Source organism: Nostoc punctiforme PCC 73102, from assembly GCF_000020025.1.
Classification (GTDB): Bacteria; Cyanobacteriota; Cyanobacteriia; order Cyanobacteriales; family Nostocaceae; genus Nostoc; species Nostoc punctiforme.
In genome coordinates this window covers 6,725,315-6,741,789 of sequence record NC_010628.1, presented here as the reverse complement: position 1 = coordinate 6,741,789, position 16,475 = coordinate 6,725,315, and the positions used below count along the sequence as shown (strand labels likewise).

Here is a 16,475-nt window from a genome sequence, read left to right as displayed (position 1 = left end):
GAATGCTCATCGGGTTATTCCTGAGCAAATAATTATTCGGTGTATATTTTCTAAGTTTGATTAGTTTCGCGCTCCTCTGGGAAGTCGAGAATGGGTAGGCGATCGCCTCGAAACAATTCTTCACTGGCTTCCCCTATGCTTTCTAGTGCCCTTACGGTGGTTTTTCCGGTAATGAGCAGCAGTAATATAGACGCTGTACCTATTTGTAAAAGGAACGATTGGGGAATGGTAAATAAATCGAGATGGGATGGCAGGTTAGTTGAGGGTTGTTCGTTGGCAGGAGGCATTGCTAATTTTTGGTTAGGGGAATATGAGTAGAGACCTAGAGACGCGATTAATCGCGTCTGTATAGGAATTAAGAGTTAGGAGCTAGGATAACTCCAACGATCAAGAGATGGAATTGAAATGAGATAAGCTTGTTGGTTGTTTCACCGATCAGGGGCGTTAGCGCAGTGGAAGGCAAGTCTAGCTTTAAAGGACAAGTCATCAGTCAGTCATATAGAATTATTCTGACTCTTGGCTTTTGTACAGACACGATTAATCGCGTCTCTAACTCCTAACTTCTGATTTATGACTCCCTATTAGTAAAATAAACGCAAAACTCAATATTAGTCAGACTTACAACCTGTACAAGACTATCTTGGCCGATTTTGTGAGCTACGAAGGTAACAAAATTGTTAAAAAAAAACGTCAGAGTGTGATAGACCTATGGTTCTAGTTTACAAGTGCAGGCACTATCCCCCAACCATCGCTTCCTGTAAAGTTAACTTCCCATGAAAACAGTATTACCAGATCGCCAGCAATCCTTAGTGCAATGGGTAAGCCAAGCCACAGGGATTAACACTTTCGGGGTGAAAGTCCGGTTACGGGGAAATGACCTTCATATTCTTTGTGAAGGCACAGAATGTCCGCAGCGTTGGCGTACTTTGTCTGATTTGCTGCAAGCATTACAGCAAACAAACTTAGATATTCTCACAAGCAGCGAACAAACCTCAATATATCAAGTATTTGTCTATGGCCGAAGAAAAGGGGAACAGCGCCCCAAATGGTGCCATCGGGTTTACTTGAATCAAATAGATAAGCATCTGGAGCAGGTGGAGCAAGCCTTGCTAGCAGATGCGGAAAAATCAAAACAGTCGGCTGGGGCACTCATTGTCTCTAACGAAAGTTTGGCACGCCAAGGCAATCCAGAGGCGATCGCTAGATATCTCAGCGAAACTCTGAGTACGTTAGGTGTATCGGTACAGGCAAAGATTAAGCCGTATCAGCCAAAGAACTCTCAGCCGGAAGAAAACCGCCTGTGGATATTTTGCCAGTCGAGCTATAGCCCCGATGCCTCATTGCTTGCGGAACCAATAGCAGAGAAATTGCGTTATCTCAAACTTTACGGCTACCAAGATGCCGTAATTGTTTCCCAGGTAAGCGGCGAAACAGCCCCTGATTGGTTGCTGCGTGTCGATTTGACCCCATCAGAGGTAATGCTGAAAGAATGGGCGCGTTGGGGTGATATCCAAGCGATCGCTCGGCTATTAACTGAGGTATTGTCAGGATTAAAAGTTTCTGTCCAAGCTTCTCTGAAAGAATCAACTCTACACATCTTTTGTACGCCAGCTTTTGATCCTTTAGGAACTGCGCCAATCCCAGACAAAGCAGTGTGCTTAGAGGCTATTGTACCCCAGTTAGAAGCGATCGCACCTCAAGGCATTCTCGCTGCCACCATCTACGGGCAAAAAGCAGGCGACAAACAACCCACTTGGATTGATTGGCTAGCTTTACCCGCCACCACCCATCCCGCCTTTGCCACATCACCGCTAGATTTAGCTAATACTGGTGATGAACCAGCCATCACATTTTTACTAGAGCGTTTACTCAATCCTGACCTAGATTGGCGTTTATTGACAGGTGGAATTCGTGTCCTCTTACTGAACAAAAATGATTTATTACACATCATGTGTGATGCGCCTGTTTGTCCAGGTCGTCAACAAGTAGCAAGTAAAATTACGCAGTTTATCCGCCATTTGAAAATTCCCGGTATTATGGGAATACGTATATACGGTCGCCGGGCTGGGAATAAAGAACCTTTTTGGCACTATGGCGTTGATCTTGAACATCGCCAACGTTTAGTACCAGAAGCAACCCCAGAATTCGCTGCCACTTCTAAATACGTAGATGATTTAATACCCTCTGAGACTAGTGAACCAATTTTGCGCCCAGACTTAACAACAGAAGAAGTTCAAAGTTTTGTAACAGAAGTAGCGCGAGATTGGATAGCAACGGCGAGTGCAACCGCGAAAAAGTTCCTGTTAAAAAGCCAGCTATTTACCGAAAGCCACGAGTTAGGAGAAGAAAATCCTGACGATCAAGGACTTAAGATTGCTCTAGTTTGGGGGACACTGGGATTATTACTCACTCTCCAAACTGATTGGGTATTGGGTCGAATTACTGCACAGACTAAACCGAGTTTGCCAAAAGTAGCCAGTGTTTTACCTTCATCATCTGGACAAAAGGCATCTTTAACATCTGAAAAAACTCAGAGTGAGAAAACGGTATTTTTTAGCAGCAGTTCTAAAACAAAATCTCCTGCAAATCAGAGTTCTGTATTTAATGCTTCTGAGTTTACCCAAAGTGATGATACTTCGACAAAGAATTTGGCAGCCGCACCACTGAAAGAAAAAGCAACCGCAACAGCTATTCTTTTAGCAGCGCGATCGCAGATGCCAAGTTTCAATGTCAGGCAGTTAGATGAGCAACTAGCACTGTATAAACAGCGTTTAGCGAGAACTGGTACACCGCCCGATGTGTTGATTATTGGCTCCTCCCGCGCCCTCAGAGGAGTAGACCCAGCAGAACTTTCTAAAGCTTTAGCGACTCAAGGCTATCCCAATATTGACGTGTTTAACTTTGGGATCAACGGTGCTACTGCACAAGTTGTAGACTTTGTGCTTCGTCACGTGCTGGAACCATCAGAACTGCCTAAAATAATTCTCTGGGCGGATGGGGCCCGTGCTTTCAACGGTGGACGCGAGGACATTACCTTTAAATCCATCGCAGCATCAGCTGGTTATAAGCAAGCATTCCAAAAAAACCCAACAATAGCGAATAGCAGCGAATCGCCCAAAAATCAGGAAAGTTCGCCAGAAGAGAAGGTAAAAGAAGAAAAACAGGAGATTAGCACATATCAAGCTGTCAATGATTCCTTAAATCAGGGTCTGGCATCTCTTTCTGCTAGCTATCAAAACCGCGACCAAATTAAAGGCTTACTGCAAAAACAATTGCTTATATTTGGTAGCAATCAGACAGTTGCATCACAAAAACAGCTAACAGACGGAACTTCAGATGAGAGTATTTCCCAGCAAGCAGTTGATTTTGATGGTTTTCTACCTTTGTCTATTCGCTTCAATCCTGCTAGATACTATCAAAAACATTCTAGAGTTACCGGAAATTACGACAACGACTATAAATCTTTCCAAGTAGAAGGACAGCAAGATGCTGCTCTTCAAGAAGTGCTTCAGTTTACCCAGTCTCAGAAAATTTCCTTAGTGTTTGTCAATATGCCTCTCACGGCAGATTATTTAGATCCAGTGCGTAGACAATATGAGCAACAATTTCAGCAATATATGTTGCGTCTAGCTACTAATCCCAACTTTATTTATCGGGATCTGAGCCAAAAGTGGCCCAAAGCACATGACTACTTCTCAGATCCCAGCCATCTCAACCGCTTTGGAGCATACGAAGTCTCCAAAAAGCTGGCTAATGACCCGATGATTCCTTGGCCAGTGAAGTAGGGAGCAGGGGAATGGGGGAGAATTCGTAACTCCTAACTCTTCACGGGCTAAACCTTAGCTATCCGCTAACAGCATTTGGAACTGTTTTGCCCAATGACAAATGACAAATAACAAATGACTAAAAAATGAACTTTATATCAATTTTCTATGGTCTTTTCTTGTTGAGTGTTTTAGGAATTTACTGGTCTTTAGCACAACAGAAATTACGATTATGGACGTTGCTAATTGCTAGTTTGGTTTTCTACGCATCTTTGCACATCCAGTACATACCATTGTTATTAGCATTGACGTTTATCAATTTTCGTTTGGGGCTAGAGATTGGAAAAAATACATCACCAGGGAAACATTCTCTTGACTGGCAAATTTCTAATGAAGAGTGGCAATTTGCCCAAGGCGACTGGAATCGTCGTCGTCTAAAAGTTTTGTGGCTAGGTATAGCTCTAAATGTTTTACTATTATTAGCTTTTAAGTATCTAACCCCTCTATTTAAGTTTGTTTTCAATATCCAAGCAAACTCACCAGATAGCTCTTTTAAATTGATTGCACCTTTGGGAATTTCATTTTTCACCTTTGAGTGTATTGCCTATTTAATAGATGTCTATCGTGGTGCGCCTGCTACCGATCAGTTTCTTAAATTTGCAACCTATAAATTATTCTTCGCCAAACTGATTTCCGGCCCGATTACGCGCTACCACAACTTAGCAAATCAATTCAATACGCTAGACTTTCCCAGTGCCGATAGAGTAGCAGAGGCGCTGTGGTTAATTGCTAGAGGTGCAGTCAAAAAAGGTATTTTTGCAGATCACCTGGGAATTTTTGTTGATTTATGCTTTGGTAACTTACAACGGGCGGGTAGTACCGATCTCTGGTTAGCAACATTTGCCTACGGTTTGCAGTTATATCTAGATTTCAACGGTTACGTAGATATTGCCCGTGGGAGTGCCTTACTTTTCGGCTTGGTTCTACCTGAAAATTTTGACTTTCCCTACTTCAGCACCAGTATTGGAGAATTTTGGCGGCGCTGGCATATCACTCTCGGAGATTGGCTACGCAACTATGTCTACTTTCCTTTGGGCGGTTCGCGTCGCGGTTTAATCCGCACCTGCTGGAATTTATTTACTGTGATGCTAATCGCTGGTATCTGGCATGGGGCTGCTTTGGGTTATGTAGTTTGGGGCATATTCCACGGGTTAGCCTTAGTGGTTCATCGACTTACAGATGCTATGAGCGATCGCTTTGAAAATCTGGAGCAATTCTGGCAAAATCCTCTAGGTATCTTCGTCGCTTGGTTTTTGACCCAACTGATGGTTTTTACCTCTTGGATTTGGTTCCGTCTACCGAATATCGCAGACTCTTCTTTGGTAATTCGACACCTTTGGCGTTATCCTGCTGATGCCCAGTTTGCTCAAAAGGTCTATGTGGATGCTTTAAATATTAGCCAATACCAACTCACTTGGGTGCTGCTAACTTTGGCTGCTCTGATGGCTGTAGTTTATGCCTTTAACCGGATGCTGAAGTTAGAGTTTAACTGGCCCATTAAGCTTGTCTTTGTCCCTCTATGTTTCTACGCTGTTTGGTTATTAGCTCCTGAAGGCAGCTTGCCCTATATATACTTTGATTTTTAGGTTTCTACAAACAATCAACAGCAACATAAGACAATGTACAACTTATTATTTCGTTACAGATTATCCTGGCTATTTGTAACGGAATGTAAAGACAATAAACTAGGCGATCGCGTCATTGAAAGTTATAGCCAGTTTAATTTTGTAATAGCTTAGAAAGCTTTAATCGCTTACTTTTATCACTATTATTCATAGTAGAAAAACTTTACATTTCGACGATCTTGTTAAAGAATTCTATTACAGAATATTAAGCCAAAGATCGTGTCAAAGTAAATTCATGTAGACTGTAATTCAACAGGCAAAACAAAATTTGCTTGTTCCATTTTTAACAAAAAATAGCACTTATAAAACAATGACCACAACCTTACAACGGCGCTCTGGCGCTAACGTTTGGGATCGCTTTTGCGAGTGGATTACCAGCACTGACAACCGTATATATGTCGGTTGGTTTGGTGTACTGATGATCCCAACCCTACTAGCAGCTACTGCTTGCTTCGTAATTGCCTTCATCGCAGCACCTCCAGTAGACATTGATGGTATCCGTGAACCAGTTGCAGGTTCTTTGATCTACGGAAACAACATCATCTCTGGTGCAGTTGTTCCTTCCTCAAACGCTATTGGCTTGCACTTCTACCCAATCTGGGAAGCTGCTTCCTTAGATGAGTGGTTGTACAACGGTGGTCCTTACCAATTGGTAGTTTTCCACTTCTTGATCGGTTGCGCTTGCTACCTGGGTCGTCAGTGGGAACTTTCTTACCGCTTAGGTATGCGTCCTTGGATCTGCGTAGCTTACAGCGCACCTTTGGCTTCTGCTACCGCAGTATTCTTGATCTACCCCATCGGTCAAGGTTCTTTCTCTGATGGTATGCCTTTGGGTATCTCTGGAACCTTCAACTTCATGATCGTGTTCCAAGCAGAACACAACATCTTGATGCACCCCTTCCACATGTTAGGTGTGGCTGGTGTATTCGGCGGTTCCTTGTTCTCTGCAATGCACGGTTCTCTAGTAACTTCTTCCTTGGTGCGTGAAACCACCGAAACCGAATCCCTTAACTACGGTTACAAATTCGGTCAAGAAGAAGAAACCTACAACATCGTTGCAGCCCACGGTTACTTCGGTCGTTTGATCTTCCAATACGCTTCCTTCAACAACAGCCGTTCACTGCACTTCTTCTTAGCAGCTTGGCCTGTCGTCGGTATCTGGTTCACCGCTTTGGGTATCAGCACGATGGCGTTCAACCTGAACGGTTTCAACTTCAACCAATCAATCATTGACTCTCAAGGTCGCGTTATCAGCACCTGGGCAGACGTAATCAACCGCGCTAACTTAGGTATGGAAGTAATGCACGAGCGTAACGCTCACAACTTCCCCCTAGACTTAGCTGCTGGTGAAATTACTCCTGTAGCAATGACTGCTCCTGCTATCAACGGTTAATTCTGAAGATTAGCTAAATAAAAAGCGCCCTCCAGCAATGGGGGGCGCTTTTTTGTTGGAACTATATTTAATTGGTTTTAATCAAAACAGATGGGTAGCAAATTTTTCAGCCAAACATCATCAGTAGCGCGATAATAGATATAGAGATCAAAATACTTTATATGTCCTTTTCCCCCTCCGCCTGTTGTGTTGTCGTCCTCAACCAACAACAGGAGCAAAATATCTCCCACCAGAACCAGTGTAAGGATGTACAAGTTAACCACAGCAAAAGTATGGTTAAAAATTGCACTGTAGTTGAAAATGGTCGAGTCGTTGTTAAAGCCTTACAATCCTCAGACAATCAGAATTCCGAGTAAGTTTCAGACATTTAAAGCATTTCATCTAAAGGCGAAACATCGTGAAAGCGGTTGTAATCAATGTAGCGATGTCCATCGGGTGCGTGGTAGAAGATATCGGCAAATTGATTATTCCACAAAATTTCATTAGCAGCATAAGTATGACGGGCATGGACTACCTGTGCAACCGTTTCATCAATGCCACTCAAAGAGACAATTAGGATAGTATTTGTCTGGATTAAGGATTCTGGTGTCATGCCATATAGAGGACTAAACTCATCAATGACATGCATCACTGACCAGCTTAACGTGAAGCTAGGCGTTTGGTTCCTTAACAGTTTGAGATCGTAGAACCGACGCATAAATTGCCCTTCTAGGGTTATTTCGTCACGCATTAAGTAGACTCGCATCTGCGCCTCTAGAATCATATTGCGACGCTGATTAGCGGTGCGAAATATGAGAGTTGGCATTGCATTATGAGGTGTAATTACAGCAATACGACTAAAAAGTACCCTAGCTGTAGGTCGGGAAAATCGAGCAAAGGCTAGCCCCGTCATCACAGCAATTCCCACCAAACCGATCATTGCTTCAATGGTGACAATAATGTTGGCGTAAGTTGTTTTGGGATACATCGCCCCATAGCCAATGGATGCTAGGGTTTGCACGCTGAAGAAAAAGACATCTAAAAAAGAGCCTGGCCGGGCGTTGGCAATACAATCTCCTCCTATCAAGTAAGCTAGGGCAAATAGAGCATTGATAGTTATATAGAAAGTACAAATCAGCAGTAGAAAGCCAGCCCAGGGAATCGTTAACAGCAAATGGTAGGGATCGCGCCAGTAAGAATGCCATACACCCATACCCATAATCTCAAATTTTCCGTCTCGAACTTGAATCTGAATAGGTAAAATCAGACGCTGTTGTTTCTTCCGTGAAAGTCTCTTCAGTCGAAATTTCATTGCAAGTAGCCAAAAGAACGGCAACTGCTTAGTATTTTGACACTCTCTGAGCTGAAGTGATTAAATAAGCAAAAAAATAGGATGGGTAATGCCCATCCTACTAAATTTATCTGCTAGAAACTTATTTTTACGGCTTGGGTGATTGATCTTTCGAACAGCGATCAAACCACTCCTGGTATTTATTCTTGTGTGACTCATCTTCAACAGCAATGGTAACACGCACCCGATTGCAGCCGTGATTTTGCTCTAGTGCGATCGCATTCAACAATAAACTAGCAGTTTTCGGCGAGTTAAATTCGCCGCTTATTGTTAAACCGCTTTCAAAATATGTACCTTCGAGTCTTTCTACTCCGGTCAAGTCAACATTAGCAATTTCCTCTTGACCTAAATCAATTTCTGCGAGTTGTTTATGTTCTGGGCTAATTTGTTCCACAATCAGCTTTTCACGCCGGACAGGAACTTGGATCATCTGGGTTTCGATGACTTTGCGAACAATCACCTCACCAACTTTTCGCTTACTGCTTTCAACAACTAGTCGTTCTTCTAGTAGACGAATAATTTGTTCTTCGCTGACCTCTTCTAAATCTACTGGCTCAACTGCGCTATTTTGAGTTTGATTATTAACCAATTGCTCAGTTGGGTTGTCTAGGCGTAGCCCCTCGTAGACATCGCCGGTTTTTTCTGCTTCTGAATATTCAGGCATATATTCGATTTCTGATTTGTTGAAGTCTATGAAAACAGATTTAGTCGGCTTGTCAATTTTTTTTATTCTCTGGCTCTGCAATCGAAAAAAAGAAGGATGTTTATCGGCTAACTGCTCGCCATATTCTAGAGTTTGTTGATTGACCTGGTTTGATATAACTAGGTTTAACCGCCTATTAGCATCCACAATCAAATCATAAACTACTCCTACTAGCTGACCTTGGTTATCGAACACAGCAAAATTCTTCACCCTCTTTTTCAAATCTGCTATTGAGGTGTTAGTGCCAGAATTACTATTTGCCTGTCCAATGTTTTTTGTCATCGGTTGGCTATTCATAATATACAAAGTTTATAAACTGCTTTTTACTTAGCTAAATTAAATGTATTTCTCATTTTAAGCTATTGGAAGCACAGGTAAAGCTAATTCAATCGGCCTTACCTGTACTGTGTCGAATTAATTATTAGTCATTAGCTACTAACTAATGACTATGTTTGGTTAGCGTTCTTCAATGGGAAGATTACCAGAATTCACATCTAGCTCTTCACGTCGCACAGTTTCTTGCGTTTCAACTGTGTCTTGATCGACCACCTTTCTAACTCTGACTTCTTCACGCAAAAATGCTTCTTTACGAACATCAGGAGTTTCTTCATGGATTTCTAGACGAGCAACTTCGCCTTCACGGAAATCTGCTTCGCGTCCAGAAACGGCAGTACCTGCATCTACTGGAGTTACACGTTCAATCACAACTCGCTCTCTTTCTACTGGCACTGCAACCCGTGCAGTATCAGTTTCAACACGCTTGCCAATGGATACTTCTCCAGTTTTTTGGCGATGTTTGCTGGCAATCAGCCGTTCTTCATACAATCTCAGAGTTTGATGATCTTGCTCATTTAACCCGAATAAAGAAGGCTCATGTTCGTAATTGTAGCTATCACGATTATAAATTGGCGTAGTCGTCGCTGGCTGATAGGTTGTATCTACAGGTATTGATGCTTCTACAGGTGCTGATGCATCTAAAGTATTGGTGGAATATGCTGGTTGACGATATACGCCACGCACCCGTTCTTCGTAATCGTAATCAAGCGCTTGACGTTCATTGAACTCAGGTAAATCTTCCGCTTGCTCTCTAGTCAAGCCAATTGTGTAGACGCGATCGACGTTATAGTCGATACGGGCACGACCAATTGGTAGTAATACTTTTTTACCAAAAATCCAGAAGCCTAAGTCAACAACTAAATAGCGAAAATGACCTTCTTCGTCAACTAAAACATCGCTGACAGTGCCAATTTTTTCATCAGTACCTTGTGTATAAACCCCAAGCCCAGAAATATCGTGACCTTCAAATGCATCACGATAGTTAGGCTCAAAATCTTCTAATTTGTAGAGTACCATTATTATTTAACCTCAATATTTTTCTTTTCAATTCATAGCAACTATGATAAAAATTTTTTGACTTCTTTACATCCTTCTGTCGAATGAATTATTTCAATAGTTAAATAACCAAAAGTTATAGTTATTTTTCTTGATGGCAGATAAAAGCAGTCCTAAATGAATGATAGTTTAAAAATTATATCCCCAACTTTTCAAAAAAGTCAGGGATATAAATACTAAAAATTTTCACAAAACAAATTTAAGAAGTTAGGAGTTTTGGTTGTAATTAAAATACTGTAGAGATGGTAAACTGACCTGGGCTTCTCTAGGAAACCTTATCGGAAATGCTCGGCTACGCTAACATCCCACGTCTCTACAAGTTTTAAAAATCCAATCCTCTTAAATAGTTTCATGTGTAGTACTGCCATGTTCATTCACATGTAAATTACCCGCAGTATCAACATCTAATTCTTCTCGACGAATGGTGTCTTGTGCTTCCACTGTATCTCTTTCTACGACTTTCTTGACTCGGACTTCTTCACGCACAAATGCTTCTTTATGTATTTCTGGTGTTTCTTCATACACTTCTATACGTGCTACTTCCCCTTCTTGGAACTTCAGTTCATTGGGATCTACAATCTTTCCTCCTTCTGTTGGCACAACTCGCTCAATTAGAACTCGTTCTTTTTGAATAGGCACTGTAACACGTGCAGTGTCTGTTTCAATGTGTTTACCAACTGATACTTCTCCGGTTTTGATCCGGTGTTTATTAGCAATTAATCGTTCTTCATAGAGTTTGAAAGTTTGATGAGATTGCTCATTTAAACCGTATAAAGCTGGTTCTGTCTGGTAATTGTATGTATTGCGATCGTAAGTTACACCGCTAGTTGGAGAACGAAATCCACTACGTACCTTTTCTTCGTAATCACGATCAAAGATTGTGTCTTCTTTATACTCAACTAAACCTTCTACTTGGTGTTTGCTTAACCCATCAACATAGACACGTTTTGCAGGATAATCAATCCGGGAAAGACCAATTGGTAATAAGATTTTTTTACCGGAAAAATCTTCGCTTGTGTCAATAACTAAATATCGGAAATGACCATCATCATCAACTAAAACATCAGCTACTGAGCCAACTCTGTCTCCTCCCTCAGTATAAAGAACCAGTGATTTAACGTCGTCTCCACCAAAAGTTTCTCGATAGTTTGGATCAAAATGTTCAAGTTTATGAAGAGGCATACGCTGTTTCCAGGTTTGTTTATAACTGTTCTGAGTGTAAAAAATATTGTGCTGAATCTCATCCTGCTGGCGACTGAATTCAGTTGAGATATTTTCTGGTTTATAATTCATCCTTTATGAGCAAAATACTCAATTTGAACACTTAGGCCAATCAATAGGAGTACAACTAAAGTCATAAAAAGCTCTAATTTATACTGGTATCAAAAATTGCTTGAAATGTTTTATCTCGAAGGCTAGCCAGTACAGAGGCACTTATGTAACATCCAAAGACTAGAACGGTAAAAAAACAAAGAAATGGGAGGCGCAAAATCTAACCTGCAAGTATTTTCTTAAACCGTTCATCTGCTCGAATTAAATCAAAGTCAGAATTATTTTTTGCTAACTCTCGATGTTGATCGCCTCTTAATTTAATTGCCTGTGTCAAACTTTCAATAGCTAAATCACGATCGTTTTTTAATGCATGACAACGGGCTTTATGGCACCAAGCCCAATGAAATTCAGGCTGAAGTTCTAAGGCTCTCTCATAAGAAGCGATCGCTTCATCATGTCGTTGTAGTTTTCTAAGTGAATTACCGCACCCAAACCAAGCTATATAGTTATCTGATTGGATAGCAATTGCTTTTTGATATGATAATAATGCTTTTGGATAGCGCCCTAATCTTCTCAGTGCCCAGCCGTGATTGATCCAAGCAAGAAAAGAATTAGGTTCTCTCTGAATAACTTGTTCATAGCAGGCTAATGAATCTTCATATCGACCTTCAAAAAATAAAGCATCTCCTTGTTTAAGATAATCATTAGCAGTAAAAAATAAATGAGTATTTCCAGCCTTGAGTATTTCTAGTTGTGTTGTTAATTCTTGGATTTTTTGCTGAATTTCTGGGTGAACATAATCTTGTGTCAATGATGGGGAAGGTGTTAATCCAGAAAGTTGCTGAAGAATTAGCTCTTTTTGGTTTTGAGCATCTAAAAATAGATTATTTAATTGGGATAATTGCCCTAAAAAGTCGGACTTTAATATTTCTAGTTCTTGCTTAAAATCTTCTGTTTGTTTTTTTACCTCTGCCGCGACTTCTTTTTCTAGTTGTGTTTTGACTTCTGTCTCTAATTGTTGCTTTGTTTCAGTTACTAATTCACTAACTACACTACGACGTAGCAACCAAACACCAGCCGCCGCTAAGATTGGCAAAAAAGTTAATACGATTAGCAAAATGTTGAGTAGGGTTGTGCTATGACCAAAAGCCCGATCTACTTCAGATTGAACGCGATCGCGTATTTCTTTTTCTTGTTGTAGTTTTTCTAGTTGGTCTTGCTGCTGAGTTGAAATTGTCGGATTGGGCAAGTCAGTTGGCTTTGGTTGGGCGGTAGCAATACTGGCAGATAATAAGACGAGTGAGAACGCTAACCCTACCCGATTCTTGATTTTCATGAAACTCTATTAAGTGTTAATACAGGAACCATAGTTATATACACAACTAAATTCCTGAATTCCATGTTTACACTACTTGAAAACTAAAGCTAAGACTTGCCCAATTATTCACATCTAAAATATATGAGTCGGCTGTACCGTTTATCTCAGTTTTGAGGGCGCTGGCATTATGCAAGTCTTGTAACAAGGCTTGTGCAACGTCTAAAGGATTTAACAATGGGCCAATCGGCCCTTCTTCGGCTGTGGAATATTGAGCAGTATTCAAGGCGGAAAGAGTTCCGCTAAAGGGTGTAGTACTAAAAATCAGTTGTTGTTCGCACTCAGAAGCTGGCCCTGAAATCACCCATTGCGAAGCAGTATTTTGGGGTAGTGTGAGGCTTTTACCCGGGGCGATGACGACTTCTTGGAGAATGGGCTTAGTATCCGCAGTATTTGGTTCTTGGGGGGTTTCCCAAGAGTAGAAGGCAACTGCCGTATGATTATTGTTTAATCCCAGCAAGATTAAATATACTGGGTGATCGCTCTGGTTTTCCACTCGATATTGCATTCGACTACCGATAGGCACAATGGGAGTGGGGAGAGACGCGATTAATCGCGTCTGTGCTGATTTTTTAATCGAAGTTTCAGCTTTGAAGGTTCGCACTGTTTCGCGCTGCATGACGACGCGAGGCGAGATATTATTAATTATTTCTAAGGTTGCTTTGAGAGGCAAGCGGGAAGAACCTTGATTTTCTGTGAGTCGCCATAACTTGGCTGCTAGTAAGGTTGATAATTTTGGCGCTAACCTTTGCACAGTTAATTTTATTGCTTCTCCTACTTCACCAGTGGTATTGGGAATTGGCTCGCCACCAAGAGAAAATAGACCATAACGACTGGGAGTTTCCTGTAGCTTGGCAAATACATAATCAGCTGGTTTTTCACCTGCGACTACAGTAGATACATGGGAAAATCCCGCAAAGGCACTTGTAGCGTCTACCCGCTCAATTCTTTCTAATCCAGTATCGAAAGCTATTGTTAAATTAATATTTCGGGGTAAAACCCGGACTGCTTCTTGGACGAGTTGCCCGATTTGTAGAGGATTTGCACCTTCAATTTTGGAAATTTGCGCTTTTGCTGTTAACCCAGCGCGCGATCGCAATACTAATTGCTCTTTTGTTTGTAGTGTAAATCGAGAATTCACTCCGTAGTATAGCAGTACTTGTGGGGGTAATCCTGCTAACCATAAATGTACGGTTTTACCATCTTCTTCAATATCACTCACCGCACCTTCTGCACCAATGATATCGTCTGCCACTAGAGACGTTACATCTGGATTTTTCTGACTACTTAATAACGCTGGTTTCTGTTTACTACCTGATTTATATAAAGAATTTTCCACATGGGAAAGGGCGACTTGAATTTTGGTGGCTGGCGTGAATTCCCACAAATACTGCGTCAAGGCGTAGGTAAATAACCCAGCACTAAAACCAGAAAAAAGACCTTCCCTTGCTGGCTGCTTTGGTTCTGAGCTAGCTGCTAAAACAATCGGAGTATTGGATAACTTCTGAGTTTTAAGTTGTTTGAGAAAGTCGAGTTCTTCTGTTGCTAGCTTTGCTGCCGACTCCTGAAGGGCACGAGTTTTTAATCCTATTACTGTGTTAGGAGCATCATAGCTAGTATCCAATACTGCTGTTACTCGGTCTGTAGGGAGCGATCGCAGTAATAGCAGTAGAGTTTCTTCTAATATATAATTGACTATTTTGTCATCTTGTAAGTCAAGAGCTACATTAGCTGTCACCAGAGCATTTTGCATTGTATCTGGCGATGTTTCCAATTTGACACGAGTGCCATAACCGCTAAAGTGGAAAAAAGTTATATCACCAGGTTTAGCTTGTTTGCCCAGATGATCTGCAAAAGCCGCCTCAATGAATTCCCTGCTGGCTTGTTCGTCAGTTAAGGTTAAAATATCTGACCCTTGAAAACCAAAGCGGTTAATCAAAAGTTCTCTTTGCAGTTCTACATCTGTCAGACAACCACTGAGGTTTGGGATTTTGGAGTATTGGTTAATACCTATTAACAATGCCAACTTGCGCGAGTTCGGTTGTGCCAAAGCCTGATAATAGCGATTTCCTAAAGTCAACCACTCAGCTTCCGTTACTCCCAATACCGCGAGTATTGAGCCAATTTTATGTAAAAACGTGCGGCGTTTCATAATTAGCTATCAGCCCTAAGCCCATTAGCTAGCAGCTTACAGGGCTGAACTCTGTATTGTAAAGTTACAAAAGGAGGGGCAAGGGAGCAGGGGGCAGGGAGAGAATTCATAACTCCTAACTCCTAACTCCTCACTCAGCACGGGCTAAACCTTGGCTATCCGCTAACGGAACTGTTGTGCCCAATTCCCAATTCCCTAAACAGGTACTTCTATCCGCATTGCCCGTGCCAACTCTGCTGCTACCTCTGGACGAGAAAATTCTGGTGGAGGTAATTCACCACGCCGCAGCATTTCTCGGACTTTTGTCCCCGATAGGTGAATACGTTCTTCTGGCCTGCTGGGACTGGTTTTAGATGTTGCCATCTGCTTAGTGCGCGTGCAGTAGAAAGCGTGTTCAAATTTCATCGGCACAATGCCCAATTCGCCTGGGGCAAATTCATCAAAGATATATTGTGCATCGTAAGTACCGTAATAGTCACCAACGCCAGCATGATCCCGTCCGACGATAAAGTGAGTACAGCCGTAGTTTTTGCGGACTAAAGCATGGAATATTGCCTCACGAGGCCCGGCATAGCGCATTGCGGCTGGATTAATTGCCAAAGTTACCCGGTCTAAGGGGTAGTAATGTTCCAGCAAAATTTCATAGCAACGCATCCGCACATCGGCGGCAATATCATCTTCTTTTGTTGCCCCAACTAATGGGTGCAAAAATAGACCATCAACAATTTCTAAAGCGCACTTTTGAATATATTCATGAGCGCGGTGGATAGGGTTGCGAGTTTGGAAACCAACGATTGTTTTCCAACCCTTATCTTTAAATAGTTGCCGTGAGGCAGATGGATCTATTTGGTAAGTGGGAAACTGGGGATGAGGTTCGCGCTGCAACAGCCAAATATCACCCGCCAGATGTACAGTACCTTGGCTATAGAGTACCTGCACGCCTGGATGTTTGACATCATCAGTGCGGTAGACATTAATGGCTTCGCGGGTTTTGTCGTAATTATATTTTTGCGTGAGTTGCAAAACTGCAATAAATTCACCTCTGGAGTTATCCAGACGGATTAAGCCACCTTCTTGCAATGGGGAAGCTACTTCTTCAGTGACCGATAGTGTAATCGGAATTGACCACACAAGACCATTAGCTAGTCGCATTTCTGTAACAGTGCGATCGTAGTCTTCTTGGCTCATAAAACCCGTGAGTGGACTAAAAGCACCGATCGCAATCATTTCTACATCCGAAACGGCGCGATCGTCAAGTTGCACTCGCGGCAAAAAGTCAGCTTTTGAGAGAAACTCTTCTCTTTGCTCTGGTGTGGCGATACGGTTAACCAACTGTCCACCGTGGGGGGCTATGGCATCTGGATTGTGACTCAACGTAATCCCCTCTTTGCTTTTACTGTTATTGTTTC

At 41.9% G+C, this 16,475-nt stretch carries 12 protein-coding genes; 3 read left to right on the top strand and 9 right to left on the bottom strand.

Translation table 11 applies throughout. From position 1 onward, the window contains the following. Positions 1-50 precede the first annotated feature (50 nt). Positions 51-287 carry a hypothetical protein gene (locus NPUN_RS27615; RefSeq protein ID WP_012411711.1) on the bottom strand — a complete coding sequence of 79 codons (237 nt, stop codon included), beginning with the start codon at positions 285-287 and terminating at the stop codon, positions 51-53. A 486-nt stretch (positions 288-773) separates the two neighbouring features. Between NPUN_RS27615 and NPUN_RS27610 the strand changes: the two genes are divergently transcribed. The 3 genes from NPUN_RS27610 to psbA all read left to right on the top strand — a co-directional run bounded on the left by NPUN_RS27610 (position 774) and on the right by psbA (position 6,842). Then, complete coding sequence (locus NPUN_RS27610) at positions 774-3,785, top strand: DUF1574 family protein (RefSeq protein WP_012411710.1); 3,012 nt, start codon at positions 774-776, stop codon at positions 3,783-3,785. Between the two features lie 125 nt (positions 3,786-3,910). Continuing rightward, a complete protein-coding gene (locus tag NPUN_RS27605) occupies positions 3,911-5,410 on the top strand; it encodes an MBOAT family O-acyltransferase (RefSeq protein WP_012411709.1) in 1,500 nt (499 codons plus the stop codon). A gap of 349 nt (positions 5,411-5,759) precedes the next feature. Next, complete coding sequence (psbA, locus tag NPUN_RS27600) at positions 5,760-6,842, top strand: photosystem II q(b) protein (RefSeq protein ID WP_012411708.1); 1,083 nt, start codon at positions 5,760-5,762, stop codon at positions 6,840-6,842. Positions 6,843-6,919: 77 nt separating this feature from the next. On the opposite strand, the gene NPUN_RS44570 is transcribed toward psbA, so the two are convergent. From NPUN_RS44570 to sat, 8 genes are all read right to left on the bottom strand, one after another. Beyond that, entirely contained in the window at positions 6,920-7,105 is a 186-nt protein-coding gene (locus NPUN_RS44570; protein ID WP_167315666.1) for a hypothetical protein, read from the bottom strand. Between the two features lie 104 nt (positions 7,106-7,209). After that, the gene (locus NPUN_RS27595; protein WP_012411707.1) at positions 7,210-8,133 is read right to left on the bottom strand and encodes an ion channel; all 924 of its coding nucleotides are present in this window, start codon (positions 8,131-8,133) and stop codon (positions 7,210-7,212) included. A 127-nt stretch (positions 8,134-8,260) separates the two neighbouring features. Then, positions 8,261-9,157, bottom strand: a complete 897-nt coding sequence (locus tag NPUN_RS27590) for a YsnF/AvaK domain-containing protein (RefSeq protein ID WP_041566453.1) — start codon at positions 9,155-9,157, stop codon at positions 8,261-8,263. Positions 9,158-9,331: 174 nt separating this feature from the next. Continuing rightward, the gene (locus tag NPUN_RS27585) at positions 9,332-10,228 is read right to left on the bottom strand and encodes a DUF2382 domain-containing protein (protein WP_012411705.1); all 897 of its coding nucleotides are present in this window, start codon (positions 10,226-10,228) and stop codon (positions 9,332-9,334) included. 378 nt (positions 10,229-10,606) lie between these two features. Beyond that, positions 10,607-11,449, bottom strand: a complete 843-nt coding sequence (locus tag NPUN_RS27580; protein ID WP_041566452.1) for a DUF2382 domain-containing protein — start codon at positions 11,447-11,449, stop codon at positions 10,607-10,609. 310 nt (positions 11,450-11,759) lie between these two features. Beyond that, on the bottom strand, positions 11,760-12,875 hold the full coding sequence (locus NPUN_RS37910) for a tetratricopeptide repeat protein (RefSeq protein ID WP_012411703.1): 1,116 nt from the start codon (positions 12,873-12,875) through the stop codon (positions 11,760-11,762). A gap of 67 nt (positions 12,876-12,942) precedes the next feature. Then, entirely contained in the window at positions 12,943-15,066 is a 2,124-nt protein-coding gene (locus tag NPUN_RS27570; RefSeq protein ID WP_012411702.1) for a caspase family protein, read from the bottom strand. Between the two features lie 195 nt (positions 15,067-15,261). Then, positions 15,262-16,440, bottom strand: coding sequence for a sulfate adenylyltransferase (gene sat, locus NPUN_RS27565; protein WP_012411701.1), 1,179 nt, complete (start codon positions 16,438-16,440; stop codon positions 15,262-15,264). Positions 16,441-16,475 lie beyond the last annotated feature (35 nt).

What these genes read in the sequence shown, in the direction of transcription:
- NPUN_RS27615 (WP_012411711.1), bottom strand. Translation starts at nt 287, where the DNA reads ATGCCTCCTGCCAACGAACAACCCTCAACTAACCTGCCATCCCATCTC.
- NPUN_RS27610 (WP_012411710.1), top strand. Translation starts at nt 774, where the DNA reads ATGAAAACAGTATTACCAGATCGCCAGCAATCCTTAGTGCAATGGGTA.
- NPUN_RS27605 (WP_012411709.1), top strand. Translation starts at nt 3,911, where the DNA reads ATGAACTTTATATCAATTTTCTATGGTCTTTTCTTGTTGAGTGTTTTA.
- psbA (WP_012411708.1), top strand. Translation starts at nt 5,760, where the DNA reads ATGACCACAACCTTACAACGGCGCTCTGGCGCTAACGTTTGGGATCGC.
- NPUN_RS27595 (WP_012411707.1), bottom strand. Translation starts at nt 8,133, where the DNA reads ATGAAATTTCGACTGAAGAGACTTTCACGGAAGAAACAACAGCGTCTG.
- NPUN_RS27590 (WP_041566453.1), bottom strand. Translation starts at nt 9,157, where the DNA reads ATGACAAAAAACATTGGACAGGCAAATAGTAATTCTGGCACTAACACC.
- NPUN_RS27585 (WP_012411705.1), bottom strand. Translation starts at nt 10,228, where the DNA reads ATGGTACTCTACAAATTAGAAGATTTTGAGCCTAACTATCGTGATGCA.
- NPUN_RS27580 (WP_041566452.1), bottom strand. Translation starts at nt 11,449, where the DNA reads ATGCCTCTTCATAAACTTGAACATTTTGATCCAAACTATCGAGAAACT.
- NPUN_RS37910 (WP_012411703.1), bottom strand. Translation starts at nt 12,875, where the DNA reads ATGAAAATCAAGAATCGGGTAGGGTTAGCGTTCTCACTCGTCTTATTA.
- NPUN_RS27570 (WP_012411702.1), bottom strand. Translation starts at nt 15,066, where the DNA reads ATGAAACGCCGCACGTTTTTACATAAAATTGGCTCAATACTCGCGGTA.